General features: G+C 60.2%; 26 protein-coding genes. 15 read left to right on the top strand and 11 right to left on the bottom strand.

The window, feature by feature from the left end; genetic code table 11:
- Positions 1 to 19 precede the first annotated feature (19 nt).
- The 3 genes from ATJ93_RS05125 to ATJ93_RS05115 are packed head-to-tail and all read left to right on the top strand — an operon-like array spanning position 20 to position 2462.
- Positions 20 to 1108: a DegT/DnrJ/EryC1/StrS family aminotransferase gene (locus tag ATJ93_RS05125; protein WP_147376627.1), complete on the top strand. Its 1089-nt coding sequence runs from the start codon at positions 20 to 22 to the stop codon at positions 1106 to 1108.
- Positions 1105 to 2016 carry a Gfo/Idh/MocA family protein gene (locus tag ATJ93_RS05120; protein ID WP_120243516.1) on the top strand — a complete coding sequence of 304 codons (912 nt, stop codon included), beginning with the start codon at positions 1105 to 1107 and terminating at the stop codon, positions 2014 to 2016. Before ATJ93_RS05125 ends, ATJ93_RS05120 begins: the two co-directional genes overlap by 4 nt.
- Positions 2013 to 2462: an acyltransferase gene (locus ATJ93_RS05115; RefSeq protein ID WP_120243515.1), complete on the top strand. Its 450-nt coding sequence runs from the start codon at positions 2013 to 2015 to the stop codon at positions 2460 to 2462. The genes ATJ93_RS05120 and ATJ93_RS05115 overlap by 4 nt, the downstream gene beginning before the upstream one ends.
- Positions 2463 to 2483: 21 nt before the next feature.
- Here the strand turns inward: ATJ93_RS05115 and ATJ93_RS05110 are convergent, their stop codons facing one another.
- The 4 genes from ATJ93_RS05110 to ATJ93_RS05095 all read right to left on the bottom strand — a co-directional run bounded on the left by ATJ93_RS05110 (position 2484) and on the right by ATJ93_RS05095 (position 8405).
- Positions 2484 to 3317 carry a GT-D fold domain-containing glycosyltransferase gene (locus ATJ93_RS05110; protein ID WP_120243514.1) on the bottom strand — a complete coding sequence of 278 codons (834 nt, stop codon included), beginning with the start codon at positions 3315 to 3317 and terminating at the stop codon, positions 2484 to 2486.
- 192 nt (positions 3318 to 3509) lie between these two features.
- Positions 3510 to 5306, bottom strand: coding sequence for an ABC transporter ATP-binding protein (locus ATJ93_RS05105; protein WP_120243513.1), 1797 nt, complete (start codon positions 5304 to 5306; stop codon positions 3510 to 3512).
- 124 nt (positions 5307 to 5430) lie between these two features.
- Positions 5431 to 7236: a glutamine--fructose-6-phosphate transaminase (isomerizing) gene (gene glmS / locus ATJ93_RS05100; RefSeq protein ID WP_120243512.1), complete on the bottom strand. Its 1806-nt coding sequence runs from the start codon at positions 7234 to 7236 to the stop codon at positions 5431 to 5433.
- 2 nt (positions 7237 to 7238) lie between these two features.
- On the bottom strand, positions 7239 to 8405 hold the full coding sequence (locus ATJ93_RS05095) for a sugar phosphate nucleotidyltransferase (protein WP_120243511.1): 1167 nt from the start codon (positions 8403 to 8405) through the stop codon (positions 7239 to 7241).
- 125 nt (positions 8406 to 8530) lie between these two features.
- On the opposite strand from ATJ93_RS05095, the gene aglF reads away from it, so the two are divergent.
- A complete protein-coding gene (gene aglF / locus ATJ93_RS05090) occupies positions 8531 to 9295 on the top strand; it encodes a UTP--glucose-1-phosphate uridylyltransferase AglF (RefSeq protein ID WP_120243510.1) in 765 nt (254 codons plus the stop codon).
- A 401-nt stretch (positions 9296 to 9696) separates the two neighbouring features.
- Positions 9697 to 10680 carry an SDR family oxidoreductase gene (locus tag ATJ93_RS05085; RefSeq protein ID WP_120243509.1) on the top strand — a complete coding sequence of 328 codons (984 nt, stop codon included), beginning with the start codon at positions 9697 to 9699 and terminating at the stop codon, positions 10678 to 10680.
- A 45-nt stretch (positions 10681 to 10725) separates the two neighbouring features.
- Here ATJ93_RS05085 and ATJ93_RS05080 read toward each other — a convergent pair whose 3' ends face one another.
- Positions 10726 to 11643 carry an NAD-dependent epimerase/dehydratase family protein gene (locus tag ATJ93_RS05080; RefSeq protein ID WP_120243508.1) on the bottom strand — a complete coding sequence of 306 codons (918 nt, stop codon included), beginning with the start codon at positions 11641 to 11643 and terminating at the stop codon, positions 10726 to 10728.
- 147 nt (positions 11644 to 11790) lie between these two features.
- Here ATJ93_RS05080 and aglM point away from each other — a divergent pair, with 147 nt between their 5' ends.
- Positions 11791 to 13086: a UDP-glucose 6-dehydrogenase AglM gene (aglM, locus tag ATJ93_RS05075; protein ID WP_120243507.1), complete on the top strand. Its 1296-nt coding sequence runs from the start codon at positions 11791 to 11793 to the stop codon at positions 13084 to 13086.
- 81 nt (positions 13087 to 13167) lie between these two features.
- Complete coding sequence (gene aglJ / locus ATJ93_RS05070) at positions 13168 to 14184, top strand: S-layer glycoprotein N-glycosyltransferase AglJ (RefSeq protein ID WP_120243506.1); 1017 nt, start codon at positions 13168 to 13170, stop codon at positions 14182 to 14184.
- Between the two features lie 6 nt (positions 14185 to 14190).
- Here the strand turns inward: aglJ and ATJ93_RS05065 are convergent, their stop codons facing one another.
- Entirely contained in the window at positions 14191 to 14520 is a 330-nt protein-coding gene (locus ATJ93_RS05065; protein WP_120243505.1) for a DUF5789 family protein, read from the bottom strand.
- 101 nt (positions 14521 to 14621) lie between these two features.
- Here ATJ93_RS05065 and ATJ93_RS05060 point away from each other — a divergent pair, with 101 nt between their 5' ends.
- Positions 14622 to 14831 (top strand): ribbon-helix-helix domain-containing protein, encoded by a 210-nt coding sequence (locus ATJ93_RS05060; protein WP_006186097.1) that lies wholly within the window; start codon positions 14622 to 14624, stop codon positions 14829 to 14831.
- 137 nt (positions 14832 to 14968) lie between these two features.
- Positions 14969 to 15097 carry a hypothetical protein gene (locus tag ATJ93_RS24320; protein ID WP_280985395.1) on the top strand — a complete coding sequence of 43 codons (129 nt, stop codon included), beginning with the start codon at positions 14969 to 14971 and terminating at the stop codon, positions 15095 to 15097.
- Positions 15098 to 15183: 86 nt separating this feature from the next.
- On the opposite strand, the gene ATJ93_RS05055 is transcribed toward ATJ93_RS24320, so the two are convergent.
- Together ATJ93_RS05055 and ATJ93_RS05050 are read right to left on the bottom strand one after the other, a co-directional pair.
- Positions 15184 to 15633, bottom strand: a complete 450-nt coding sequence (locus ATJ93_RS05055; RefSeq protein WP_120243504.1) for a hypothetical protein — start codon at positions 15631 to 15633, stop codon at positions 15184 to 15186.
- Positions 15634 to 15741: 108 nt separating this feature from the next.
- Entirely contained in the window at positions 15742 to 16425 is a 684-nt protein-coding gene (locus ATJ93_RS05050) for a hypothetical protein (RefSeq protein WP_120243934.1), read from the bottom strand.
- 119 nt (positions 16426 to 16544) lie between these two features.
- Here ATJ93_RS05050 and ATJ93_RS05045 point away from each other — a divergent pair, with 119 nt between their 5' ends.
- Together ATJ93_RS05045 and ATJ93_RS05040 are read left to right on the top strand one after the other, a co-directional pair.
- Positions 16545 to 17282: a VOC family protein gene (locus ATJ93_RS05045; protein WP_120243503.1), complete on the top strand. Its 738-nt coding sequence runs from the start codon at positions 16545 to 16547 to the stop codon at positions 17280 to 17282.
- Positions 17283 to 17371: 89 nt separating this feature from the next.
- A complete protein-coding gene (locus ATJ93_RS05040; RefSeq protein WP_120243502.1) occupies positions 17372 to 17869 on the top strand; it encodes a YciE/YciF ferroxidase family protein in 498 nt (165 codons plus the stop codon).
- A gap of 15 nt (positions 17870 to 17884) precedes the next feature.
- Here ATJ93_RS05040 and ATJ93_RS05035 read toward each other — a convergent pair whose 3' ends face one another.
- The 3 genes from ATJ93_RS05035 to ATJ93_RS05025 form a co-directional block, all read right to left on the bottom strand.
- Entirely contained in the window at positions 17885 to 18100 is a 216-nt protein-coding gene (locus ATJ93_RS05035; protein ID WP_120243501.1) for a hypothetical protein, read from the bottom strand.
- An 86-nt stretch (positions 18101 to 18186) separates the two neighbouring features.
- Positions 18187 to 18477, bottom strand: coding sequence for a DUF5779 family protein (locus ATJ93_RS05030; protein WP_120243500.1), 291 nt, complete (start codon positions 18475 to 18477; stop codon positions 18187 to 18189).
- A 62-nt stretch (positions 18478 to 18539) separates the two neighbouring features.
- On the bottom strand, positions 18540 to 18995 hold the full coding sequence (locus ATJ93_RS05025; RefSeq protein ID WP_120243499.1) for a ferritin-like domain-containing protein: 456 nt from the start codon (positions 18993 to 18995) through the stop codon (positions 18540 to 18542).
- Between the two features lie 499 nt (positions 18996 to 19494).
- On the opposite strand from ATJ93_RS05025, the gene ATJ93_RS05020 reads away from it, so the two are divergent.
- The 4 genes from ATJ93_RS05020 (at position 19495) to ilvC (ending at position 24701) form a co-directional block, all read left to right on the top strand.
- Complete coding sequence (locus tag ATJ93_RS05020; protein WP_449405094.1) at positions 19495 to 20739, top strand: LeuA family protein; 1245 nt, start codon at positions 19495 to 19497, stop codon at positions 20737 to 20739.
- Positions 20740 to 21140: 401 nt separating this feature from the next.
- Positions 21141 to 22967 (top strand): biosynthetic-type acetolactate synthase large subunit, encoded by a 1827-nt coding sequence (gene ilvB / locus ATJ93_RS05015; RefSeq protein WP_120243498.1) that lies wholly within the window; start codon positions 21141 to 21143, stop codon positions 22965 to 22967.
- On the top strand, positions 22964 to 23653 hold the full coding sequence (gene ilvN / locus ATJ93_RS05010; RefSeq protein WP_120243497.1) for an acetolactate synthase small subunit: 690 nt from the start codon (positions 22964 to 22966) through the stop codon (positions 23651 to 23653). The genes ilvB and ilvN overlap by 4 nt, the downstream gene beginning before the upstream one ends.
- Positions 23646 to 24701, top strand: a complete 1056-nt coding sequence (gene ilvC, locus ATJ93_RS05005; protein ID WP_120243496.1) for a ketol-acid reductoisomerase — start codon at positions 23646 to 23648, stop codon at positions 24699 to 24701. The genes ilvN and ilvC overlap by 8 nt, the downstream gene beginning before the upstream one ends.
- Positions 24702 to 24704: the final 3 nt, after the last annotated feature.

The following is a 24704-nucleotide window of genomic DNA, read 5'->3' as shown; positions in this document are numbered from 1 at the left end:
GTGGGGTAAGGTGATCATAATGGAGATTCCACTTGCGAATCCATCCCTTGACGAGGAGATGCTGTCCGAGGCGCACCGAGTCTTGGAGGAGGAATTTTTCGTAGGAGGGGAGACGGTTTCGCGGTTCGAATCAGAACTTGAGACATATTTCGAAGTAAATCACGCTATTGCCGTCGACAGTGGTACTAAAGCGCTTCAACTCGCTCTTGAGGGAAAGGGGATTGGAGAGGGAGACACTGTACTTACTACACCAGCAACGTTCATCGCGACAGCGAATGCCATTGTCCAGACGGGGGCAACTCCTCGGTTCGTCGATATAGATCTTGATACCTACGGTCCGGATTTATCCGAGGTAAAGCGTATCGTTGAGATGGAGGAAATCGATGCTATTCTACCAATTCACCTTTACGGTTATCCAATGGATATTGAACGGTTGCGCGATATTGCTGGGGATATCCCTATTATTTCAGACGCCTGTCAGGCCCACGGAGCAATGCGCAACGGCAGGAAGATAGGGTCAATAGCAGACGCCGCGGCACTATCATTCTATCCGTCAAAGAATGTTACAGTCGCTGGCGACGGCGGTGCGATCTTGACAGATGATAATTCGCTAGCACGAGCAGCACGCTCACTTCGAGACGTAGGGCGATCCGAGTCTGGTTATCACCACGAACGCATCGGCTACACAGCACGATTGAATACTGTCAACGCAGCAATCGGTCGCATTCAGATTCAGCGACTGGATGAGTGGAACGGCCGCCGACAGGAGGTTGCAGCGCGATACACCGAGGAGTTCAGCGATTTAGATATCCATCTTCCACCGTCGGCCGATGAGAATGTTACGCCGGCTTGGTACTTCTATACAATTCGGTCAGAGCAGCGAGATGCGCTAAGAGAGTATTTGGATGAGAATGGTATAGAGACTGGGCGGCAGTACAGATGTCCGGTTCATCTACAACCACCGTATCGTGAGATGGGGTACAGCGAGGGAGACTTCGAGCGCGCTGAACAATGGTCTGAGACGGTTTTAACGCTTCCTTGTCATCAACACCTATCGGAACAGCAGGTAGACTATCTCGTTAAACACCTTCGGGGGTTCTTTCAATGACAAGTATAGGTGTCATTGGATTGGGTCATTGGGGATCAAAGGTCGTAGAAGAGTACACCCACCTCCGTAACGAGGGTCGAATTGAGGAAGTCGCCGCCTGCGATCTCGATGACTCGCGGCTCGATGCCGTCCAAGGTGCGGACTACTGCCTCTCAGATCTCGACTCAACGTTGAGGAAGGTCGATGGAATTCACGTTTGCACTCCGAATGAGACACACGTACCGATCGGCATGGAAGCTGTTAGGTCCGGTGTGGACATTATGATTGAAAAGCCAATCACAACAGATCGTAATGCTGCCTTTGATTTGATGGAAATTGCAAACGAAGAAAATCAGATCATTCAGACGGGGCACATCTATCGATTTGCAAACGTAATCCAGACGGTTCGTGATCTATATAGGGACGGGCGATTTGGGACATTGAATGATGTCACTCTCCGATGGACCCACCACATTGAACCTCCCTCAGGGACGGACGTGTTATGGGATCTTGCTCCGCATCCAATAGATATCCTAAACTTTGTTACAGACGACTGGCCCTCTAAGGAACAGTGTCAGACGCGGACAATTCCAGGTGTCGATGGAGCAGTATCAGCAACGGCACAATTCTCCGTTGCAGGTGCTGAAGTGACAATGCAGGTTAGCTGGGATGATTATATTCGTCGGAGGACGATTGAACTCGCGGGGACGGAAGCCAGCGCAAAAATCGACGCTGTCAGCCAAGACATCGAAATCTACGACGAGAGTGGCGTCTCCAAGTATCCTGTTGAGAAGAACAATACGATACGAGCTGAAGCCTCGAATTTTATCGATGCGATCGAAACAGGACATAATACTATCAACTCCGCCGTCGTAGGTGTTCGGACGGTAGAGGCGATTGAGCGACTGCAAGAGGTGAGACAAAAATGACCGACCACTCTCCGCAGCATGCTATCATCACCGACGTGTCATTACCTACGGACGTAGACATTTACGATCAGGTGAACCTCTTCGGCTGTGAAATCAGCAGCGGTACCAAAATCGACTCGTTCGTCTATATTGAGGAAGATGTTACTATCGGTCAGAACTGCACTATCCGCCCATTCACGTTTATTCCGACAGGTATCACCCTAGAAGAGGAGGTCTTCGTCGGTCCAAACGTCACATTCACCAACGATATGCATCCGTCGGTTGACGGCGAGTGGGAACAACTTGAGACTATCGTCCGCGAAGGTGCAGCGATCGGCGCTGGTGTGACGGTAGGACCCGGAGTTGAAATCGGAGCAGGTGCACTGGTCGGTGCTGGTGCCGTTGTTCTAGAAGATGTCCCGCCTAAGACAACCGTCGTCGGCAATCCTGCTGAACCTATTGAGTGACTGCTCACACTCTCGAATCTTTCAGAGCATCTTATACAGTTTCCCAATATCGTACGTCCGATACCCCTCTGCGTTTAACTCTGCTGACAGGGCAGTTGCCGTAACTCCCGCTGAGATCAGAATTAGAGGATTGTGATGTCGCTCATATGCTTTTATCGCTCGTTCCTTGATATTATCATATATATAAAAAGCATCAATTTCGGATTCCGGTGGTATTTCGATGACTTCGGATATCTCGATATCTTCGCTAAACCGATTCTTGTCCGTCACATATAGCAAATCTTTTTCCGAGAAGAGCTGAATCAGTTTCTCTTTGTATTCACCTACATTGTGGGCCACCTCTCCCTTTCGAAAGCAAAACTGGGATCCATATGGAACTCCCTTCTTGAGGAATGGGATCATTGCGTACCGCTTGTCGTAACTCCAAGCTGATGGATCAGTATTATGTTTGGAGTAGTAATCTCCAAGAGTAACGTCGATGGGTAATGTCACCAGATATTGGTTGGTCGAAGTATCGTTGCTGTACGTCGATAAGACCTGTCGAACTTTTTTTCTCAGGGGTGGATACTGTGGGTCGTGGCTCGTATTCTTACCCAATAAGTACGTGAGTTCACCGTCTCCAAATCGAGCGATTCCAACGTCATTTGCTTCGAGGTACTGGAGAGTTTCCCACTCGGATAGTGTAAGTATATCGTGTTCCGTGTAAGCTAGTTTGTGGGGCGCCTTGAGATTGTAATACGCGAGTCTTCCGTGGTAGGTCGCCGTTCGGGTAAGATGAGAGAAAGCGAGCTTGGAGAGATGTGTTAATCCACCACTTGCATAAGCCTGCTGGATTCTCTCCGATATTGATGGCATACCGGTACTTCTATAATAACCGTATTCAAGCTATCGAAATAATCGAGAGAAATTTACGAAAGGTAGTGAGCTGTGACTCATTGCTGTTTCTAACCATGCGAACGTATTCGCCTAATACGGATTATTGCGACAGTACCTAACACAGCGGTCTGCGGTAGCAGAGACTAAACATGGCTGCAAGGTTCAAACCACTTAACCTCGCGACTGAATCGCATACAGTTCCGCGTATTCACCCTCGTCGTCAAGCAATTCCCGGTGGCTTCCTTGTTCGATGATTTGCCCCGCCTCAACCGTGTATATCCGGTCAGCGTTCTTCACCGTCGAGAGCCGATGTGCGATCGCGATGATGCCATAGTTACGGTCCATTAATTCGATAGCGTCCTGCACCTCCCGCTCTAAATTCGAGTCGAGGTCGCTAGTCGCCTCGTCCAGTACCAGAAAGTCTGCGTCCTTCAATAATGCTCGCGCCAACGCCACTCGCTGGCGCTGTCCCCCGGACAATCGAACTCCGTCATCACCAAGCTGAGAGTCGTAACCATTTGGAAGTTCGTCGACGAATTCGTCGACTTTCGCGATCTCGCTAACGCGCTCGACGTCATCGCGAGTTGCGTCTCGATTTCCGACTGTGATGTTATTCTCAAGGGTACCATTGAAGATAAACGGCTGCTGGCGAACTACGGCGATCCGTTCGCGCCACTCCTTGAGGTCGTACTCCTCAATAGGGGTACCGTCTGCACGAATGTTACCCTGATCGGGATCGTACAGCCGAGCAAGCAGTGAGACGATCGTTGACTTTCCGGCACCGGAGTGGCCAACGAAAGCGATAAATTCGTCCTCTTCGACATTAAACGAGATGCCGTCTAGAACTTTCTCATCGTTATTGTAGGAGAAGTGAACGTCATCGAATTCGATACGGTTGACCGTAGAAATAGATTGAGTACCACTATTTTCCCGTCGACTGTCGAGTTCATCGAGAAATACCTGCGTGCGAACGAGGTGCGAGAGGTTGCCTTCGACCCTATACACCTGGCTGTTCAGGCGACTCATCAGCGGCGAAAGCCGGAACATCGCAAAGAGGAAAATACTGAGTGCCCCGAGTGAGAGGCCAGTATATGTAAACCCTGCATAGATCAAGACGAATAGTGATATTGCCGCTGCAAGGTCGTAGAAGTTTTGCATTGCGGCTTCGTTTCGGGAAAGATTTATTTCAGAGCGTGTGTAGCGACGAATTGACTCGAAAAAGTCATCATATACTTCGTCGGCAAGTCCGAAGAGTTTCACGTCACGGATACCCTGTGTCCCTGCCTGAACGGACTGTTGAACCTGTTCGTTCGCCTCTGCGACTTCCGTCCCAACGGTAGCCGCTGGTTCGATAACATGTCTGATAACTACAGTAACGCCCCCAAGGAGAAGTAGCGCAAAAACAGTCATTTTCGGGGTAATGTAAAACATTACCGTCAAGTACATTCCTGCGAGGAATAAGGTTTCTAAGGATTGCACGGCACCTTTGATTACACGACCAGAGTAGCGCGTCTCAGTGATGATTGCGTTCAGGATATCGTCTGATCCTTCCTCGTCGAAGTAGCCTACTTCGGCAGCGAGTGCAGCATTGAATGCTCGCTTCCGAAGGTCTTGCTCGTAGCGCTTCTGGAGCATAGCTTTGAGCCAACCGACGATAAATGACGACGTGAACCGAACCGTCATCACTGCTGCAATTCCAATAATTAGATAGCCAAGTTTGAAGGGTATATTAAGAGCATCGTATATTCCTAAGAAGACCTCCATAATCATATCGGACGAAGCGACTTCACCGTCGGTTTGCGCAACTTCGATGATCGGATAGATGAAACTTAGTCCGATCCCCTCGAGGAAGGCAACGAATCCACCCAAGACGATAAGCCCTGCAGTAAATTTTGGTCGATACTTCGCAACGCGGAGTAACGCATCGAGTTTTTCGCGTGAGCTAATATCGTCCTCTCCGTCTGTCATTTAACCACCACCGCTGCTTGTACAGAACCAATACGCATACTGTTTCGAGAGTCAAATTCGGTGAAAGATACCATCTGCTGTCGATGCACTCGTTTCACTCCCCGGATGTACGCTTTTCGGTCTCTCATTCGACGGTCACGCTCTTCGCCAAGTTCCGCGGTTTATCGATCGACTGACCTTGTAGGTTCGCGATATGGTAGGCAAACAACTGTAGGTAGACATTTGCAACAAGCGGCGTGAGTACTCCGATATTCGGAATCTTGAGCGAAACATCGAGCCCTTTCGCATCAACGGAGCCATCGATGATACCGATTGCCGGCGCTTCCCGGGTCTGGGCTTCTGCAACGTTGTTTAGCGTCTCCGCAGCACTTGTTCCATCTGTTAGAATCGCGAGTACAGGCGTTTTATTTGTCACGAGAGCTAGTGGCCCGTGTTTTAATTCACCGGCTGCGAATCCTTCAGCGTGGTCGTAGGAAATCTCCTTCAACTTCAACGCACCCTCGAGCGAGACCGGATAGCCGTACTCGCGGCCGACAAAGAAGTAGGCGTCGGCGTCGACGTATTCTTCGGCAGCCTCCAAAACGGCACCTTCGTCGTCGAGTACTTGCTGAACCGCACCCGGTAACCCACGAAGATTCTCCAGTACGTCACGGGCATCGGCCGCCGACAGCGTCCCCCGTTCTCGACCGACGAACACCGAAAGCAACGCCAACGTCGTCACCTGTGAAGCGAACGTCTTCGTCGCCGCGACCCCGATCTCCGGACCGGCACGGATGAAGAGACTATCGTCGGCTTCCCGCGTCACCGTACTGCCGAGCGTGTTGGTCACCGCCAGCGTCCGGACGCCGGCGCCGGCCGCACGCCGAAGTGCACTGAGCGTGTCGGCGGTCTCGCCGCTCTGAGTGACGGCGACACAGAGCGTCCGCCAAGGATCTCGTCCACCATCAAAGGTGTACTCGCTCGCCAGTTCGGCGGACGCTCGGACGTCAGCGAACTCCTCGAGCAACTCCGCCGCGTACTGGGCAGCGTAGTACGACGTCCCGCAAGCGACGAGCTGAATCTCCTCGAGGGAGTCGAGGAACCCGGTCGGGAACTCGACGTCGAGATCGGCCGTGCCGCGGTCGAGGTCGATCCGGCCCGACAGCGCCTGCCGCAACGCGGTGGGCTGCTCGTGGATCTCTTTGAGCATGTAGTGGTCGTACCCCCCTTTCTCTGCCGCGTCGGCATCCCAGTCGACGGTCTCGATTTCCCGGTCGACGACCTCACCGTCTTGGTAAACCGTCACGTCCCCGCCCTCGAGGGTTACGACGTCGCCGTCCTCCAGGTAGGTCACGTCGCGGGTGTGCTCGAGGAATGCCGTCACGTCGCTTGCGAGGAACGAGGCGTCGTCGCCGTGGCCAACAACTAACGGACTCTCGTGACGCGTGGCAACGATTTGCTCCGAACCAGCTCGCACCGCTGCGATCGCGTAACTCCCCTCTAATCGTTCAACGACAGATTCGAGTGCCGAGTGCAGATCGTGGCCGTCTGCTAACTCCTGCTCGAGGAGATGCGGGATAACCTCAGTGTCCGTATCGCTCGAGAACTCACGGCCGTCCGCGCGCAGCTCGGATTTCAACGCGTCGTAGTTCTCGATGATGCCGTTGTGGACGACGGCGACGTCTCCGGTCATCCCGGTGTGGGGATGCGCGTTTTCGTCGGTCGGCGGACCGTGGGTCGACCACCGCGTGTGACCGATACCGCAGGTCGCATCTGGGATGTCGGGAACGGATAGGTCATCTACCTTTCCGGACTGCTTTGCGATCGTCACCTCTTGATTGACGAGCGCGACACCCGCAGAGTCGTATCCGCGGTAATCGAGATTCTTGAGCCCGCCGTGAACGACCGGGCCAGCTGATTCGGTGCCGACGTAACCGACGATTCCACACATGATTATCCCCTCCTGACGATCGCGTCCGATTCAATTCGTCCGCTGACGGTCGCACCCGGATCGACGACGGCACCGTCGCCGAGGACGGTCCCAGGGTCGAGGACCGTCCCGCCCCCGACGGTCGCGTTGTCGCCGACGACGCCGCCGAGTTCGACGTCCTCGTGTACCTCGTCGGCGACGACGACCGTACTTTCGCCGCCGGCGATCGTCGCGTTCGCTCCAATGCGAGCATTTTCAGCGACGATGGCATCGCGAACGACGGCTCCCGCCTCGATGACGGCGTCCGAAAAGACGACAGCGTTGGAGACGACGGCGTTGGCTTCGATCGTCACGTTATCGCCGATCGCGACGCTTCCGCCGAGCGTCGCGTTTGCTCCGAGGGAAATGTTCTCGCCGATAGTCGTATCAGCCGCGATCGCACCGTCTAACTCGGCCCCACTGTCGTCAAATTCGTCGATCACTGCCGCATTCACGTTGAGTAGATCCCAGAGATACGAGACGTCGAGCCAGACGTCCCGATACCGGATGGCGCGAATCGGTTCCTCCGACGCAATGGTCTCGAGCGTCGTCGTGATCGCCATCTCGCCGTGTTCGGTCGGCGTTTCGCGGATGGCATCAAAGATAGCGCCGTCGAACCCATAGACCCCGGCGTTGATCACTTCGGACCGGACGGGTTCGGTTGGCTTTTCGGTGATATCGACAATACGATTGCCCTCGAGCGAGACAACGCCGTAATCGCTCGCATGGCCCGTTCGTGTGACCGACATTACCGGACTAGTGTCAGCGTCAACGATTTCGTCGCGGACACGCTCGACAAGTGACGAATCGACGATTCGGTCACCGTTGAGAACGAGAAACGGTCCATCGACGGCAGATTCCGCCTGTAAGACTGCGTGGGCCGTCCCGAGTTGCGTTTCCTGTACAACGTATTCAATGTCGATGTCCCAGTCGTCGCCATCGCCGAAGTGATTTCGAATTCGTTCGTCTCGGTACCCGACAATGAGAACGACTCGGTCGATACCGGCGTCTGCGATCGCCGAAATAACGTACTCCAGAATCGGTCGATTCGCAACGGGGACCATCGGTTTCGGACGCCGGTTCGTCAGCGGGTCGAGACGGCGTCCTTCGCCAGCCGCCAGAACAACAGCTGGCACGTTCGCTTCGCTCATAGTCACTCTTGTCGGAGGAATCCTTGAATACTTGCTGGTTGTCCGAAAGGAGTCTGATCGGCGAACTATCGCCCGTCAATACGATGCCCGAAGACATATAACACTTGATTGGAAGCTATAGCTATATGCAAGCAGTCGTGCTGGCCGCAGGCAAAGGAACTCGCCTTCGGCCCCTCACGGACGACAAACCGAAAGTCCTCGTCGAGGTCGACGGCAAGCCGCTCATTGAGGACGTATTCGACAATTTGATCGAGATCGGTGCGACGGAGTTCGTCGTCGTCGTCGGTTACCAGAAGGAACAGATCATCGAACGTTACGGTGACGAGTACGAGGGCGTACCGATCACCTACGCGCACCAGCGTGAACAGCTGGGACTTGCCCACGCGATCCTCCAGGCGGAGCCCCACATCGACGATGACTTCATGCTGATGCTCGGGGATAACGTGTTCCGAGCGAATCTCGGCGATGTCATCAATCGTCAGCAGGAGGCCCGCGCCGACGCGGCCTTCCTCGTCGAGGAAGTCCCCTACGAGGAAGCGTCACGGTACGGTGTTCTCGATACGAACGAGTACGGCGAGATCGTCGAGGTGATGGAGAAACCGGACGATCCACCGTCGAATCTCGTGATGACTGGGTTCTATACGTTCACGCCGGAGATCTTCCATGCCTGTCACCTCGTTCAGCCGAGCGACCGCGGCGAGTACGAACTCCCGGACGCGATCGACCTGCTGATCCAGTCGGGTAGAACGATTGACGCGATCCGGATGGACGGGTGGCGTATCGACGTCGGCTATCCCGACGATCGAGAGCGAGCAACGGAACGACTCCAAGACAATGACTCGCTGGCGTCTACGGGAGAGGCCTCTGAAGCCACGGCCAATAACGATTGAGAAACCAACAACAATAGTTCCGAATCAGCGCTCACAACACGTTTGGGCACCATGTGGATGCTCGTACTGCCTGTGACACTTTTTGCACTCGAATTTCGTAATGTAGTCCCGTTGCATAGGTGAACCAGTTTTACTCTGTTCCTTTGGTATGCTGCTTGTAATCGACGGGTAGGTGTTGCTTCGATTTACACGGCAGTCCGTAACGACTACCAAGGGAGCAGTCAGTGTGCTTCCGACTATGCGATTACAACCTCTGACCAAGTCAGTCTGTCTCTGCTCAAGTAGGTCCTACGTACCTGACTGATCCGATTATATATGGTCACACTCCGGGCTCAATCATCACGAGGGAAGAATTCGAGTGCACCGAAACTAACTAACGACCGCGCTGTCTCCTGCCCCGTATGAACGTCCTCGTAACCGGCGGTGCAGGGTTCATCGGCTCCCACATTGCGGAAGGACTCCTCGAGGAGGGCCATACCGTCACGGTACTCGATGTTATGGACCCCTACTACGATACGGGAATCAAGGAACGGAACGTCGAACTGTGTCGCGAACTCGGTGACGAGCGGTTCGAGTTCGTGAATGGATCGATTACTGACGAGGAACTCGTCCGAGACATTATCGCGAGTCGCGATATCGACTACATCTACCACCAAGCGGCTCAAGCTGGCGTTCGGACGAGCGTCGAGAATCCGAAAAAGCCCCACGAAATCAACACGACGGGACTACTCAACCTCCTACAGGCGGCCGCTGACCATGGCGTGGAACGGTTCGTCAACGCCTCGTCGTCATCGGTCTACGGCGAGATGGAGTACCTGCCGTACGACGAAGACCACCAGAACGTGCCCCAGAGCCCCTACGGCGTGACGAAGCTCGCGGCCGAGCACTACTGTCGCGTCTGGACCGATGTCTACGATCTGCCGACGGTCAGCCTCCGATACTTCACCGTTTACGGGCCGCGGATGCGGCCGAATATGGCGATCACTAACTTCACGTCGCGGTGTCTCAACGGCAAGCCGCCAGTAATCTATGGCGACGGCCAACAGACGCGTGACTTCACCTATATCGATGATATCGTAGGTGCGAATCTCACGCTGCTCGAGACGGATGCTGCGGACGGCGAAGCGATGAATATCGGCTCGACAGGGAACATCACGATCGAAGAACTCGCCGAACACATCATCGACGAGACGGGCGCCGATGTCGGTCTCGAGTACAATGACGCCAAGGAAGCCGACGCGCGCCACACCCACGCCGACGTGTCGAAGGCGAACGAACTGATCGGCTACGAACCGTCGACGAGCATCCGCGAGGGCGTCTCGCAGTTCGTCGACTGGTACCGGGACAACCGGGAGTGGTACGAACCACTCGTTCTCAATTCCTGATCTCCCTGCTCTGTCTTCGCCGAACGAATCGAAACAGACACTGACTCACAGGTACGGCTCGCAGACTCGCTCTACTCCCTCCTCGAGCCCGATCTCGGGTTCCCAGCCGGTCGCAGCCCGAAGCTTCGACGCGTCCGCGCAGGTATCGTGGACGTACACGTCTTCGGGAATCGGGTTCTCGACATACTCGGGAGCGACATCCGTTCCGAGCGTCTCGTTGAGTAACCCAACGAGTTCGTTGAACGAGGTTCGATCGCCGGTGCCAACGTTGTAGACTCCCTCGAGTTCGTCCTCGGCGGCTAACTCGAGTGCGCGCACCACATCCGAGACGTGCGTGAAGTCGCGGGTCTGGGTGCCGTCCCCGTAGAGTTCCGGCGACCGGCCGTGAGCGATGTCGTCGGCGAACTGTGCGATAACGTTGGCGTACTCGCCCTTGTGGCCCTCGGCGCCCTCATAGCCCTGATAGACCGAGAAGAAACGCATTCCGCACATGGACATCCCGTAGTGGTTGCCGAAGTATTCCGCGTAGCGCTCGCGGGCCATTTTCGAAGCCTCGTAGCCCGTGTTGACCGACACTGGCACGTCCTCGGGCGTCGGTTCGGTTCTGGTGCCGTAGATCGAGGACGTCGACGCGTAAACGACGGCCTCGCAACCGTCCTGGCGTGCCTGTTCGACCGTATTAACAAACCCTTCGACGTTCACGCGAGCGCCTCGCGTCGGATCCTCCTCGTGCATCGCATAGGACGAGAGCGCAGCCAAGTGGAAGACAACATCGACGTCAGTCGGCAAATCGTCCTCGAGGACGCTCGCCTCGACGAACTCGACGTCGTCGGAGAGGTTGTCAGCCTCGCCGAGATAACAGTCGTCGATGGCGATCACGTCGTTACGGCTCGCCAACTCGTTCGCGAGATTCGAGCCGATAAATCCCGCGCCGCCCGTGACAAGAATCCGGTAGTTTTCCATGCGAGGGTATTCACAGAACACCCTCAAAAAGTCGCGGATTCGAGCGCCGACAACCTCAACATTCGAGACGTAACCTGATCGGTTTAGACGCGGATCGCACCGTCGCGACCCGAAAACCACTAACACCAGCCCCGCGTTTCGCCCGCTATGAACGTCTCTATTATCGGCAGCGGCTACGTCGGGACCACCGTCGCCGCCTGTCTCGCCGATCTGGGCCACGAGGTCGTCAACGTCGAAATCGACGAGGACATCGTCGACGCGATCAACGCCGGCGAGGCGCCGATCCACGAGTCGGGCCTCGAGGAACGGATTGCCGAGCACGCCGGCGCTTCCCTCCGCGCGACGACGGACTACGACGAGGTTCTCGAGACCGATGTCACGCTGCTCTGTCTCCCCACTCCACAATCGGACGACGGCAGCCTCGAGCTCGCACCGATGCGCGCCGGCGCGGAGATGCTCGGCGACGCGCTCGCCGCCAAAGACGACGACCACCTCGTCGTCGTCAAGAGTACCGTGCTGCCGGGAACGACCGAGGAAGTCGTCGCGCCAATCCTCGAGGAGCAATCGGGAACGGCCATCGGCGACGGCATCGACGTCGCGATGAACCCCGAGTTCCTGCGGATGGGGACCGCGGTCCAGGACTTCCTCGAGCCGGACAAGGTCGTCCTCGGAACCCGCACCGACGCAGCCGCCGAGCAGCTCCGCGAGCTCTACGCGCCGATCCTCGCGAACGACGACACCCACCTCGTCGAGACCGACGTCCGCGAGGCCGAACTGATCAAGTACGCGAACAACGCCTTCCTCGCCTCGAAGGTGTCGCTGGTGAACGACCTCGGCAACATCGCCAAGGAGTACGGCGCGGACGCTTACGAGGTCCTCGAGGCGGTCGGCCTCGACGACCGCATCTCCGAGCGGTTCATGCGTTCGGGACTGGGCTGGGGCGGCTCCTGCTTCCCCAAAGACGTCGCCGCCCTGCGGGCCGGCGCCCGCGAACAGGGGTACGAACCCGAACTGCTCGACGCCGCCGTCGCCGTCAACGACGAACAACCGCGGCGGCTCGTCGACCTGCTCGCGGACCACGTCGACCTCGAGGGTGCACGGATCGCCGTCCTCGGCCTATCCTTCAAGCCGGGGACCGACGACATCCGAAAGTCCCGCGCACTGGACGTCGTCGAGTATCTCCGCGAGCGCGGCGCCGCGGTCGTCGCGTACGACCCCGTCGCGATGGATAACGTCCGCGAGCAGTACCCCGACCTCGAGATCGAGTACGCCGACTCGGCCGCGGGGGCGCTCGAGGGCGCTGACGGCGCGGTCGTCGCGACCGACTGGCCGGAGTTCGACGCCCTCGAGTTCGACGGGATGGCCCGGCGCGTGCTCGTAGACGGGCGGCGGATCGACGTCGACAAAGACGAGCTCGACGTGTACGAAGGACTGACCTGGTAGACTCGAAGGAAGTCACAAGCGTTGCACAGGCGATCCCGTCGATCAGTACTCTTTTGCGGCCACACGAAAGAGTGACTGGCGATGGAGAACGATGGGCCTCGCGCGAGCGCGGTCGCGGACGGTAGCGGCGAGATTACCGTCATGAGCCAATCCGAGACGACGCGCGAGATTTCCGCCGAAGAGGTGTGTATCCTCATTCCGACGTTGAACGAAGCCGCGACGATCGGCGACGTGATCGACGGCTTCGAGGAGCAGGGCTACACGAACGTCGTCGTCATCGACGGCGGGTCGGACGACGACACGCAGGAGATCGCCCGCGATCACGGCGCACAGGTGCTGGTCCAGTCCGGTGAGGGCAAGGGCCAGGCGGTCCGGGAAGCCGTTGACTACATCGACGTTCCCTACGTGCTGATGCTCGACGGCGACGGGACGTACGATCCGGCCGACGCCGACACGATGCTCGAGCCGCTCGCCCAAGGGTACGAGCACGTGATCGGCAACCGGTTTGCGGACATGGACGACGACGCGATGAAGGCGTTGAACGGGTTCGGCAACCGGATGATCAACCGCTCGTTCCGGCTGATTCACGGCGCCGACTACGAGGACATTCTCTCGGGCTACCGCGCCTTCACGACCGATTCGTTCGACCGGCTTTCGCTCGACTCAGACGGCTTTACGATCGAGACGGAACTCGCCGTCGAGTGCGTGAAACACGGGATCGACACGACGGTCGTCCCGGTCAGTTACAGCGCCCGACCCGAGGAATCGGAGACGAACCTCCACCCGATCAGGGACGGCGGGACGATCATCCTCGCGCTGTACTCGCTAGCGAAAACCAACAACCCACTGTTTTACTTCGGCAGCCTCGGAGCCGCCGGCCTCGTTACGGGGAGCCTCATCGCAGCTTACGTGCTCTGGGAGTGGGTCCAGTACGGAGTCGGCCACGAGATCATGGCGCTCGTTTCGGCGGCCGCAATCCTACTCGGCGTCCAACTGCTCATGTTCGGCGTCCTCTCGGACATGCTCGTAACCCTCCACCGCGAACAGCGGCGTCGGCTCGAGCACATCGCGCGCCGCAATAATCGCGACGACGACTGAGGTCGATTAGAAGGGGAGCATCGACCGAACCTGTTGGAAGACGCCACCCGAGTGCTGTCGGCGATACTCCTCGAAGGGTTGATGCAGTTCGTTCAGCAGTTCCTGGCGGGAGCGAAACTCCGGCGTATTGACTTCTGCTAGTATCTCGCCCAGCGCGACGTCGTCCCCGTGCACGTTGTACGGGATTCGTTCGTGGCCGAGTTCGGCCGCGACGTCGTCTTTCGTCGCCGGGAAGGAGAGGTCGGAATCGCGTAGCTTGGCGTCAACAGCGGCGATGCCGAATTCGATGCTCTCGGGTTCGTCGTCGTCTCCGCTCGAGGGTGGCCGAACGCCCATACAGTGAACTAGCGAGGCAGCTTTAAAAATCGCTACGAAGACGCGACGAACGCGACGAGAGCGGTCGACACGCATTTGGGGCCGGCGACAGAGGTTGGGGTATGACCGAGTACACCACGGTCTCGATCCCGAAGGATCTCGCCGACCGCGTCGAGGAGACGATCGAGGGGACGAGCTTCCAGAGCACGAGCGATCTCGTTCGATTTCTGCTGCGCAGCATCGTCATCCAGCACCAGAAGGAGGGCGAACTGACCGAGGCCGAATTCGAGGAGATCACCGAGCAGCTCCGCGGGCTGGGCTATCTCGAGTGACGTCGCGAGAACGACGGAGAGGGGAGCGCGAAGCTACCCTATAGACGGTATCACTGAGGAATGGGACACCGACGAACGCAGCGGTCCCCGATTCTTTTCCGCCTCGAGTCACTAGTGAGACGTGGAGGTCGAGTCGTATGCCACACGTACCGGGCTTCCCATCGTCGGACGACTCCGAGAGGGACGACGATCGAGACCGGCAGCGCGATAGCATCATCGGCCGAATCATCGACGACAACGGCTTTCCGACGCCCAATCCGGGCTAACCGCCGACCAGACTTCGATTTTATCCCTTTTCGAGTGGTGTGCCTACTACTCTCGCCGAGCCGGTAGTACGGCGCCACTGCGCCCACTATAGCTTCGACTCTGACTCCGACTCTGATTCGGAGAACGACTCCGCCGGCGCCTGCGCATCGATGATCTCGAGCGGCTGCCGTTCGCCCGAGCGATTGAACGCGCCGAAAGAATCTTGTCCGGTTCCCCAGGGTGGCACCGCGACGAAGATCACCTCCGCGAGGTCGTCGCGCTTGGTCACCTCGAGTTCGCGGACGGGGTGAGAGACGAATCGACCCTGCGCTTGGCGGGCAGGCGTTGTGAGGTCGACCCCGAAGACGGCGTTGACCGGGTTGCCGGGATCGGGGAGGAAGAAATCCGTAAAGACCGGCGTCTCGGGCGGGACGGCGTCGGCGTCCTCGAGGTCGCCCGCGGGCGTGACGGAGACGCCGGTCGTCACGCGATCGGGATCGGCGTCGCTGGCCAGATCGAGCAGGACGTCGACGAGCGCTCGCGTGATGTAAACCACAGGCGGTGTAGGAGCGGTAGGTAGTTAGGTGTATTCCCCGCGCATGCTGCTGCACCGTGCCTCGTCTCTGAAGATTCGGCAGGCGATTACAGCGGGGCAACCGCCAACTCAGACGGGAAGGAACTCCCGAACCATGCCCGCGAAGACCCCCGGCGCCCGCCGGCGGGAGTTCTCGAGCGCGTCTTCGAGTGCCACGTCGGCGTTGGACAGCACGCCCTCCCCGTGGCCGACCAGCACGCGGTCCGGATCGAACGCACCGAGCGTCTCGCGAGGCGGAACGAGCCGTCGCATCGGGTGGACGCCGAGCCGTTCGTTTCCGGCGCGGAAGTAGTCGCTCGTGCCGACCGACTCGGGGACGACGAGTGTGTCATCGCGCGGATCGTAAAGCGCGACTTCCTGCCAGAATCGGTTGTCGACGACCGGATACGCTTCGATGCCGGTATCCGAGAGTCGGTCGCCGAAGCGGGCGACCGCCGCCTCGAGGTCGTCGGTGACGCCCGAAAAGGAGTCGTGCAGGTAGACCGGGACGTTGTGGCGGTTGGCAATCGTGGCAGCGTCGCGGGTGTGCCGGTCGAGCAGGACGACGACGCCGGCCACGTCGCCGAACTCGGCGAACAGTTCGTCCAGGCCCTCGGCGTCGACGGGGTCGATTACCCAGACGTCGCCGTCGACCTCGATGGCGTGGCTCGCTCGCTGCATTTCCTCGTCCGGATGGGCGATCCAGCCGACGCCGTGGTCGTAGCGATCGATCTCCTCGAAGTCGGTCGCGCGCTCGTCGATTCGAAAGCTCATGTACGTGTCTACGGGCGTCAGTGGCATAAACGACCGTCACGCGGCTACCACGTCCGGTTCTCCAGCTTCGGTCGAGTCCCGGCCGACAGTATATGCGTCCACCGCTCGTACCGACGCCCATGCTCACCCAGCTCGCCTGGCTCGCCCTCGAGGTCAAATACCTCGAGCCAGCGCGGCGGTTCTACGCGGAGACGCTCGAGATGGACGTCCGCGAGGGACGGGTAGGACGATCACGAGGAGACGACGAGAACGGAGACGAACTCACCTTCGCGGCGGGCGAAACCGACCTCGTCTTGCGCCGGCCGACCGGCCTCCCGCGGGGCGGTCTGCACACGCACTTCGCGTTCTCGATTCCGGTCGCCGAGTACGACGACTGGTGGGACCGCCTCTCCGAGCGGTACGACGGCGACCTCGAGGAGACGCAGTTCGGCACCGCGAAGTCGCTGTACCTGTACGATCCGGACGGCAACTGCGTCGAACTCGGCCAGCGCGACGTCGACGGCCCCGGAATCGACGGCATCTTCGAGGTCGTCCTCGAGGTCGAGTCGCTCGAGCGCGCGGAATCGTTCTACGCCGACCTCGGTTTCGAGACCGTCGACAGGGGCAGCGAGCGTAAGCGCGTGCGAATGAACGGACCCGATCCGACGGGGCTGGCGCTCGAGTTGTGGGAACCACAGTTGGGGATCGCCGACGCACGGGGCGGAGTGCACGTCGATCTGGGATTCGAGGTCGAAGGCGAGGCGCCGACGCAGGTGCTCGAGGCGATCCGCGACTGCGTCCGATCAGTCGAGCGGGAGACGGACGAACGAGTCGTCGTTCGCGATCCGGACGGACACGTGCTCACGTTCACGGCCTGACACGGCGGTTCACAGCGGCGTGTACGAGCCGCTCAGTTGCAGGGCGATAGCTTATTGACAGGAGCGCTGTCCGCTCACACGGATCGCCTATGAGCATCGACTCAACCGAAGACCTCTTCGTATCCGGCCTGAAGCACGCGTACTACACCGAACAGCGCCTCGTCGACGCCCTCGACGAACTCGAGAGTTCCTCATCGAACGAGGAACTGAAGAGCGGGTTCGCCGAGCACCGCGAAGAAACCAAACAGCACATCGACCGCATCGAGCAGGTGTTTGAACACCTCGACGCGGACGCCGAGGCGGAGGAAGATCCCGTCGTCGAGGGGATGATCGAGGCCCACGAGGAGTTCATGAACCAAGACCCCAGCGATCAGGCCATCGACCGGTACAACATCGCCGCCGGCCAGAAGTCCGAACACTACGAGATCGCCACCTACGGCAACCTCATCCCGATGGCCGACCAGCTCGGGATGGACGACGTCGCGGACATGCTGGAGGAGACGCTGCGCGAGGAACAGGACGAACTCGACACCCTCTCGGAGATGGGCGAGGAGTTCGACTACGGCGAGTTGACGGTCTCGGAGTAGCGACGCCGGCTCGAGCTAGGGTTTCTTTTTCGAAGTACTGTCGTCTCCCTCTCGGTCGGCGAACTCGAGGAGGAGTTGCGCAGCCAGGAGGGAACCGAGAAGCCCGACGGCCGTCAGGAGAAGCCAGTTGCGGGTTTGAACGCCGTACCAAGTAAACAGCAGGAGAAACAGGCCGACGGCGAGCGCCGGATGCTCGCGGACGGACTCGTCCGTGCGTTCGATCAGTTTCATCAGCGTTTCCGACGTCAGGGAGTGACTCCCCGAGATCGGCGTGCGCCGCGAACGGTATTCGATCGTTGACAGGCCCCCAACGCCGATTACAGTCGATCCGTGCTGACGTCCACGCCCGGCGGCGCCACGATCAGAAAGCCCCGGAAGTGAACCAGATTGCCGCCCGCTTCCTTGACGTCGCGGGCGAAGCCCGACGCCAGTTCGTTAACCTCGCCCTCGACGCAGAGGACGAGTACGTTGCCGCTCGAGACGGTCTCGAGCCACTCGTCGGCCGGCGTCGTCCCGTCGAGGACGCCGAGTACGATGCTTCCCTCGAGTTCGAGCTCCTCGTCGATGTGTTCCTCGACCGCCCGAAGGTCGAGGTCGAAGTCGCTCATGTGGCCCTCCTTGGAGCGCGACGAGAAAAACGTTCCTCTGCCTGGCTCACCGCGGCCAGTCGTCAGTCCATCGGGAACTCTTTCTTGAAACCGCGGAACTCGGTGCGGTGGGCCTCCTCGTCCGTGAGGATCGTCACCGCGACGTCCTCGGTCACCGGATCGTTGGCGTCGTCGGCCGCCTCGACGAGCGACCGGTAGGTCTCGATCGCGTCCTCCTCCGCCTGGAGCACGCCGTCGATGACCGACTGCACGTCGGTCGTGTCCGCGGGCGGCTGTAGCCCCGACTGCTTCGCCTCGAACGACTCGGAGCCCGGCGGCGACTCGTCGAGTTGCTTCAACCGCTCGCCCAGCATGCGCGCGTGGTCGAGTTCCTCCTGGATGTCCTCCTCGAGGCTCGCTTTGACCTCCTCGGCGTGGATCCCGTCGAGGACGATCGCGTTCGTCAGGTAGTTCATCACGGTCTCGAGTTCGTCGTTGTACGCCTCCGTCAGGAGGTCGGTGATTTCGTCGGTCGTCATACCGGGCCGGCCTACCACGAGCGCACGTAAAATGCTGATACGCGCTCGTGCCGTCCGAAGTAGTGGGTCGAAATCTGAGGGCCAGGGTACGCGAGCGGAGCGCCGCGATTACGCTACGAATTGGACGATCGAACGCCTGAACCGTGTCGAGTCAACAGGAGACACGCACGACCAGTCTTAGTAGACGCCTGTCGACCGATACCCGTCGAAATAGACGCTTGTAATTTTCGAGGTAATTTTTGCGCAGTTACGCTGACCGAACGTTCACTCGAGGGTGCGCGAGAGCGCGCTCGAGGGTCTCGAGGGGGTCGAATCGGTCCCGATAGTCGGATGACGCGGCAAATCGGCGCCGATCGACTGGTATGATAATAGTCGATATAGGGAATATTAGGTCGTTGGTGTCGGGCGATTTTCCGCTGTCCGGTTTTCTGTGTGCCGTGGTAACTCGTCAGTTCTGGTTCGGTTCAGCGTTAGTTTTATATATCCAGTCCCGCCTCGGATTCTGATACAATGTCTTCACAAGACGGTTCGTCCTCTGACACCAGTCAGGGGGGTCGAGTTCTTCCAGGGCACGTTAGATTCCACTGACGAAATAGAGTCAGCACGTGTCTTCGATACGACCCTCCGGGACGGCGAGCAGTCGCCCGGAACCTCGTTCTCGTACGACGATAAACGGCAGATCGCCTCGATCTTGGACGAGATGGGGACCCACGTCATCGAAGCCGGGTTCCCCGTCAACTCCGACGCGGAGTTCGAGGCCGTTCGTGATATCGCTTCCTCGACGTCGACGACCACCTGCGGGTTAGCCCGCGTCGTCGACAAAGACATCGAAGCGGCGCTGGATTCCGGCGTCGAGATGGTGCACACCTTCGTCAGCACCAGCGACGTCCAGATCGAGGATTCGATGCACGCCACCCGGGACGAGGTCGTACAGCGCGCAGTCGAATCGGTCGAACGCATCACAGAGGCGGGAGCGGTCTGCATGTTCTCGCCGATGGACGCGACGCGGACCGACGAGGCGTTCCTGATCGACGTGATCGAAGCGGTCACGGAGGCCGGAACCGACTGGATCAACATTCCCGACACCTGCGGCGTCGCGACGCCGAGTCGGTTCAAGGCGATGATCGAGAAGGTCGACGCCCACACCGACGCGCGGATCGACGTCCACACCCACGACGACTTCGGGCTGGCCACCGCGAACGCCTTGGCCGGCATCGAAGCGGGCGCCGATCAGGCGCAGGTGTCGGTCAACTCCATCGGCGAACGCGCCGGCAACGCCGCCTACGAGGAGTTCGTGATGGCCGTCGAATCCCTCTACCAGACCGACACGGGGATCGACACGACGCGCATTACCGAACTCTCCGAGGTCGTCGAGGAGAAGAGCGCCATCGAGACGCCGGGCAACAAGCCCGTCGTCGGCGACAACGCCTTCTCCCACGAGAGCGGCATCCACGCCGCCGGCGTCATCGAGAACTCCGACACCTTCGAGCCCGGCGTCATGACCCCCGAGATGGTCGGCGCCGAGCGCCGACTGGTCATGGGCAAACACACCGGAACCCACTCGGTACGGGAGCGCCTCGACGAACTCGGCTTCGAGCCGACCGACGACGAGGTCCGCGCGGTCACCCGCCGGGTCAAGGACTACGGTGCCGAGAAGCGCCGGGTCACGGTCAGCGACCTCGAGCGCTTCGCGGAGGAAGCTGGCGTCGACCGCCAGCGCGAGGGCGAGGAGGTGCGCGCCTGAGGGATGTCCTCCCCGTTTGCCACCGTTCGCGAGCGTCGGCTATACCGCTCGAGCACCGCAAATAGCTCGAGCGGGCCGACTCGCGTTCGGACTCGTGATCGCACTCGCAGCGACGGCCGCAGGGGCAGACGTTGCTCGACACGCAAAGATTATGTGAGTCGAGCGACCTACATCGTCAGTAATGACGGAACGCGCAACGACGTCGGCTCGCTTCGCGGTCGACACCAGCGCGCTCGCTCCGATTCGTATTGTAGGGGCGCTTTAGCCCCACCTCTACTAGTCCGTCGCAGCTTCGATTTCGGGTTCGCACCGTTTTCAGAGCGATCACACACCCAGCAGATGACACCGTACCGTACACCCAAACCCACGACTGCTCGCCGCATCGCGGCGGGGGAGACTCGATGAGCGAACGCGCAACACCGGTTACACAAGCCGACGCGGAGGAAGAACAGGCAGACGACCAGATCACGGACAGCGCGGCGCCGGACGCCGCCAAACCGGATCCCGAAGCCGATTCGGCGTCGGAGACGACGCCCGAGCCGGTCACTAACGGCGCCGAGGCCGTCGTCCGTGCGCTCGAGAACGCGGGCGTCGAGTACGCCTTCGGCGTGCAGGGCGGGGCGATCATGCCCGTCTACGACGCCCTCTACGACTCCGAGATCACGCACATCACGATGGCCCACGAGCAGGGCGCGGCCCACGCGGCCGACGCCTACGGCATCGTCTCGGGCAAGCCGGGGATCTGCCTGGCGACCTCGGGCCCGGGCGCGACGAACCTCGTGACGGGCCTGGCGGACGCCGACATGGACTCGGACCCGATGGTCGCGCTGACCGGCCAGGTCCCGACGGAGTTCGTCGGCAACGACGCGTTCCAGGAGACCGACACCACCGGCGTCACGACGCCGGTCACGAAGAACAACGCCTTCGCGTCCGATCCGGACCGCGTCGGCACCGACGTCAGCGAGGCCTTCGCGCTCGCAAGCGAGGGTCGACCGGGGCCGACGCTGGTCGACCTGCCCAAGGACATCACCAAGTCCGACACCGACACCGAGCCCGACGCGCCGAAGACGCCCGACACCTACGAAGTCCAGGAGCGGGCCGACTCGGAAATCGTCGCGGCCGCAGCCGAACGGATCGAGAACGCCGAGCGACCCGTCATGCTGCTGGGCGGCGGCGTCATCAAGGGCGAGGCCAGCGAGGCCTGCCGCGAGTTCGCTATCGAACACGAGATTCCGGTCATCACGACGATGCCCGGCCTCGGTTCGTTCCCCGAGGATCACGAACTGTCCCTCGAGATGGCGGGGATGCACGGGACCGGCTACGCCAACATGGCGATCACGCACTGCGATACGCTGATCGGCATCGGCACCCGGTTCGACGACCGCCTGACCGGCGGCATCGAGACCTTCGCCCCCGAGGCGGAGGTCATCCACGTCGACATCGACCCCGCCGAGATCTCGAAGAACATCTACGCGGACTACCCGCTGGTCGGCGACGCCGAAACCGTCGTCGAGCAACTGGCCGAGGCGGTCGACGAGTCGCCGCAGGCGAAGAAGTGGCGCGCACAGTGCCAGCAGTGGAAGTCCGAGTATTCGATGGACTACGAGACGCCCGACGACAAACCCGTCCAGCCGCAGTTCGTCGTCGAGGCCTTAGACGAGGCCACGAGCGACGAGGCCATCGTGACGACCGGCGTCGGCCAGCACCAGATGTGGGCCTGCCAGTACTGGACGTTCACCGAGCCGCGCACGTGGGTCTCGAGTCACGGCCTCGGGACGATGGGCTACGGCCTGCCCGCAGCCATCGGGGCTCGAGTCGCGGCCGACGACGATCAGGAAGTGATCTGCGTCGACGGCGACGGCTCGTTCCTGATGACGCTGCAGGGCCTGTCGGTCGCGGTCCGCGAGAACTTAGACATCACCGTCGCGGTGCTCAACAACGAGTACATCGGGATGGTCCGCCAGTGGCAGGACGCCTTCTTCGACGGGCGCCACTCCGCGTCGGACTACGGCTGGATGCCCGAGTTCGACAAGCTCGCCGAAGCCTTCGGCGCGCAGGGGTACCGCATCGACGACTACGACGAGGTCGCCGACACCATCGAATCGGCCATCGCGTACGACGGGCCGTCGGTCATCGACGTCCACATCGACCCGCAGGCCAACGTCTACCCGATGGTGCCCAGCGGCGGCGACAACGGCCAGTTCGCACTGACGGAGGACCAGCTATGAGCGGCGACGAGTTCGAACGCGGACTCGAGGGACCGGCACCCGAGGAACGCCCCTCTCCCGAGGGCCGGCGCAACAAGCAGGGGATCCGCATCGACCCCGAGGTCGAGGCGACCCACGAGCCGCGCCGGACCGTCATCTCGGCGCTGGTCGAACACGAGCCCGGCGTGCTCGCGGAAGTCTCGGGGCTGTTCTCGAGGCGGCAGTTCAACATCGAGAGCCTGACCGTCGGGCCGACAAAGGACGACGACTGGGCCCGTATCACGGTCGTCGTCGAGGAGCCCGACCCCGGAATCGACCAGATCAAAAAGCAGCTCCGGAAGCTGCTGCCGGTCGTCTCCGTCCGGGAACTCGAGCCCGACGCGATGCAGCGGGAACTGGCGCTCGTGAAGGTCGACGCTCACGATCCCGCCGCCGTCAGCGCCGTCGCGGACATGTACGACGCGACGACCGTCGACTCGAGTCCGGAGACGGCGACCTTCGAGATCACGGGCGCGCGACAGAAGATCGAAGCCGCGATCGAGACGTTCAGTCAGTTCGGCATCCGGGAGATTTCCCGGACCGGGACGACGGCGCTCGCCCGCGGCACCGACGAGACGGCCGCACCGGCCGGCTCGAGCGCGGAAGCATCGACCGCCGACGAGGCGAACCACACCCAACAACAACCGCAGACAACTTCCGATGACTGACGAATTCACCACCGAGATTTACTACGACGACGACGCAGACGTATCGACGCTCGACGACGAGACCGTAGCCGTGCTGGGCTACGGGAGCCAGGGCCACGCCCACGCGCTGAACCTCCACGAGAGCGGCGTGGACGTGGTCGTCGGCCTCCGCGAGGGCTCGTCCTCGCGCTCGGCCGCCGAGGAGGACGGCCTCGAGGTCGCGACGCCCGGCGACGCCGTGGCGCAGGCCTCCTACGTCTCCGTGCTCGTGCCCGACACCGTCCAGCCGGACGTCTACGAGCAGTCCATCGAGCCGAACTTAGAGAGCGGCGACACGCTGCAGTTCGCCCACGGGCTGAACATCCACTACAACCAGATCCAGCCCCCCGAGGACGTCGACGTGACGATGGTCGCGCCCAAGAGCCCGGGTCACCTCGTCCGCCGCAACTACGAGAACGACGAGGGGACGCCCGGTCTGCTGGCGATCTACCAGGACACGACCGGCGACGCCGAGGAGCGCGCACTGGCGTACGCGAAGGGCATCGGCTGCACCCGCGCCGGCGTCATCGAGACGACGTTCCAGGAGGAGGTCGAATCCGACCTGTTCGGCGAGCAGGCCGTCCTCTGTGGCGGCGTCACCTCGCTGGTCAAGCACGGCTACGAGACGCTGGTCGACGCCGGCTACTCGCCCGAGATCGCCTACTTCGAGTGTCTCAACGAGCTCAAGCTCATCGTCGACCTGATGTACGAGGGCGGGCTCGGCGAGATGTGGGATTCGGTCTCCGACACCGCCGAGTACGGCGGCCTGACCCGCGGCGACGAAATCGTCGACGAGCACGTCCGCGAGAACATGGAACAGGCCCTCGAGGAGGTCCAGAACGGCGAGTTCACCCGCGAGTGGATCCTCGAGAACCAGGCCAAGCGACCGACCTACAGCCAGCTGCGCCAGGCCGAGAAGAACCACGAGATCGAGGACGTCGGCGAGCGGCTCCGCGCGCTGTTCGCGTGGGCCGAGGAGGAAGCCGAGGCGGAAGACGAGGAATCCGTCCAAGTGCAGGCGGACGACTAACGA

The organism is Halopiger aswanensis (genome assembly GCF_003610195.1).
Taxonomy (GTDB): Archaea; Halobacteriota; Halobacteria; order Halobacteriales; family Natrialbaceae; genus Halopiger; species Halopiger aswanensis.
The sequence above is the reverse complement of the archived record's forward strand: the minus strand, read 5'-3'. Positions and strand labels throughout refer to the sequence as shown.

Excerpts from the sequence above, each read along its gene's own strand:
- ilvC (WP_120243496.1), top strand. The coding sequence starts at position 23,646 with ATGACTGACGAATTCACCACCGAGATTTACTACGACGACGACGCAGAC.
- ATJ93_RS24320 (WP_280985395.1), top strand. The coding sequence starts at position 14,969 with ATGCCACACGTACCGGGCTTCCCATCGTCGGACGACTCCGAGAGGGAC.
- aglJ (WP_120243506.1), top strand. The coding sequence starts at position 13,168 with ATGGAGAACGATGGGCCTCGCGCGAGCGCGGTCGCGGACGGTAGCGGC.
- ilvN (WP_120243497.1), top strand. The coding sequence starts at position 22,964 with ATGAGCGGCGACGAGTTCGAACGCGGACTCGAGGGACCGGCACCCGAG.
- ATJ93_RS05110 (WP_120243514.1), bottom strand. The coding sequence starts at position 3,317 with ATGCCATCAATATCGGAGAGAATCCAGCAGGCTTATGCAAGTGGTGGA.
- ATJ93_RS05095 (WP_120243511.1), bottom strand. The coding sequence starts at position 8,405 with ATGAGCGAAGCGAACGTGCCAGCTGTTGTTCTGGCGGCTGGCGAAGGA.
- ATJ93_RS05085 (WP_120243509.1), top strand. The coding sequence starts at position 9,697 with ATGAACGTCCTCGTAACCGGCGGTGCAGGGTTCATCGGCTCCCACATT.
- glmS (WP_120243512.1), bottom strand. The coding sequence starts at position 7,236 with ATGTGTGGAATCGTCGGTTACGTCGGCACCGAATCAGCTGGCCCGGTC.
- ATJ93_RS05050 (WP_120243934.1), bottom strand. The coding sequence starts at position 16,425 with ATGAGCTTTCGAATCGACGAGCGCGCGACCGACTTCGAGGAGATCGAT.
- ATJ93_RS05125 (WP_147376627.1), top strand. The coding sequence starts at position 20 with ATGGAGATTCCACTTGCGAATCCATCCCTTGACGAGGAGATGCTGTCC.
- ilvB (WP_120243498.1), top strand. The coding sequence starts at position 21,141 with ATGAGCGAACGCGCAACACCGGTTACACAAGCCGACGCGGAGGAAGAA.
- ATJ93_RS05045 (WP_120243503.1), top strand. The coding sequence starts at position 16,545 with ATGCTCACCCAGCTCGCCTGGCTCGCCCTCGAGGTCAAATACCTCGAG.
- ATJ93_RS05035 (WP_120243501.1), bottom strand. The coding sequence starts at position 18,100 with ATGAAACTGATCGAACGCACGGACGAGTCCGTCCGCGAGCATCCGGCG.
- ATJ93_RS05030 (WP_120243500.1), bottom strand. The coding sequence starts at position 18,477 with ATGAGCGACTTCGACCTCGACCTTCGGGCGGTCGAGGAACACATCGAC.
- aglM (WP_120243507.1), top strand. The coding sequence starts at position 11,791 with ATGAACGTCTCTATTATCGGCAGCGGCTACGTCGGGACCACCGTCGCC.
- ATJ93_RS05040 (WP_120243502.1), top strand. The coding sequence starts at position 17,372 with ATGAGCATCGACTCAACCGAAGACCTCTTCGTATCCGGCCTGAAGCAC.
- ATJ93_RS05080 (WP_120243508.1), bottom strand. The coding sequence starts at position 11,643 with ATGGAAAACTACCGGATTCTTGTCACGGGCGGCGCGGGATTTATCGGC.
- ATJ93_RS05120 (WP_120243516.1), top strand. The coding sequence starts at position 1,105 with ATGACAAGTATAGGTGTCATTGGATTGGGTCATTGGGGATCAAAGGTC.
- ATJ93_RS05065 (WP_120243505.1), bottom strand. The coding sequence starts at position 14,520 with ATGGGCGTTCGGCCACCCTCGAGCGGAGACGACGACGAACCCGAGAGC.
- aglF (WP_120243510.1), top strand. The coding sequence starts at position 8,531 with ATGCAAGCAGTCGTGCTGGCCGCAGGCAAAGGAACTCGCCTTCGGCCC.
- ATJ93_RS05105 (WP_120243513.1), bottom strand. The coding sequence starts at position 5,306 with ATGACAGACGGAGAGGACGATATTAGCTCACGCGAAAAACTCGATGCG.
- ATJ93_RS05025 (WP_120243499.1), bottom strand. The coding sequence starts at position 18,995 with ATGACGACCGACGAAATCACCGACCTCCTGACGGAGGCGTACAACGAC.
- ATJ93_RS05115 (WP_120243515.1), top strand. The coding sequence starts at position 2,013 with ATGACCGACCACTCTCCGCAGCATGCTATCATCACCGACGTGTCATTA.
- ATJ93_RS05060 (WP_006186097.1), top strand. The coding sequence starts at position 14,622 with ATGACCGAGTACACCACGGTCTCGATCCCGAAGGATCTCGCCGACCGC.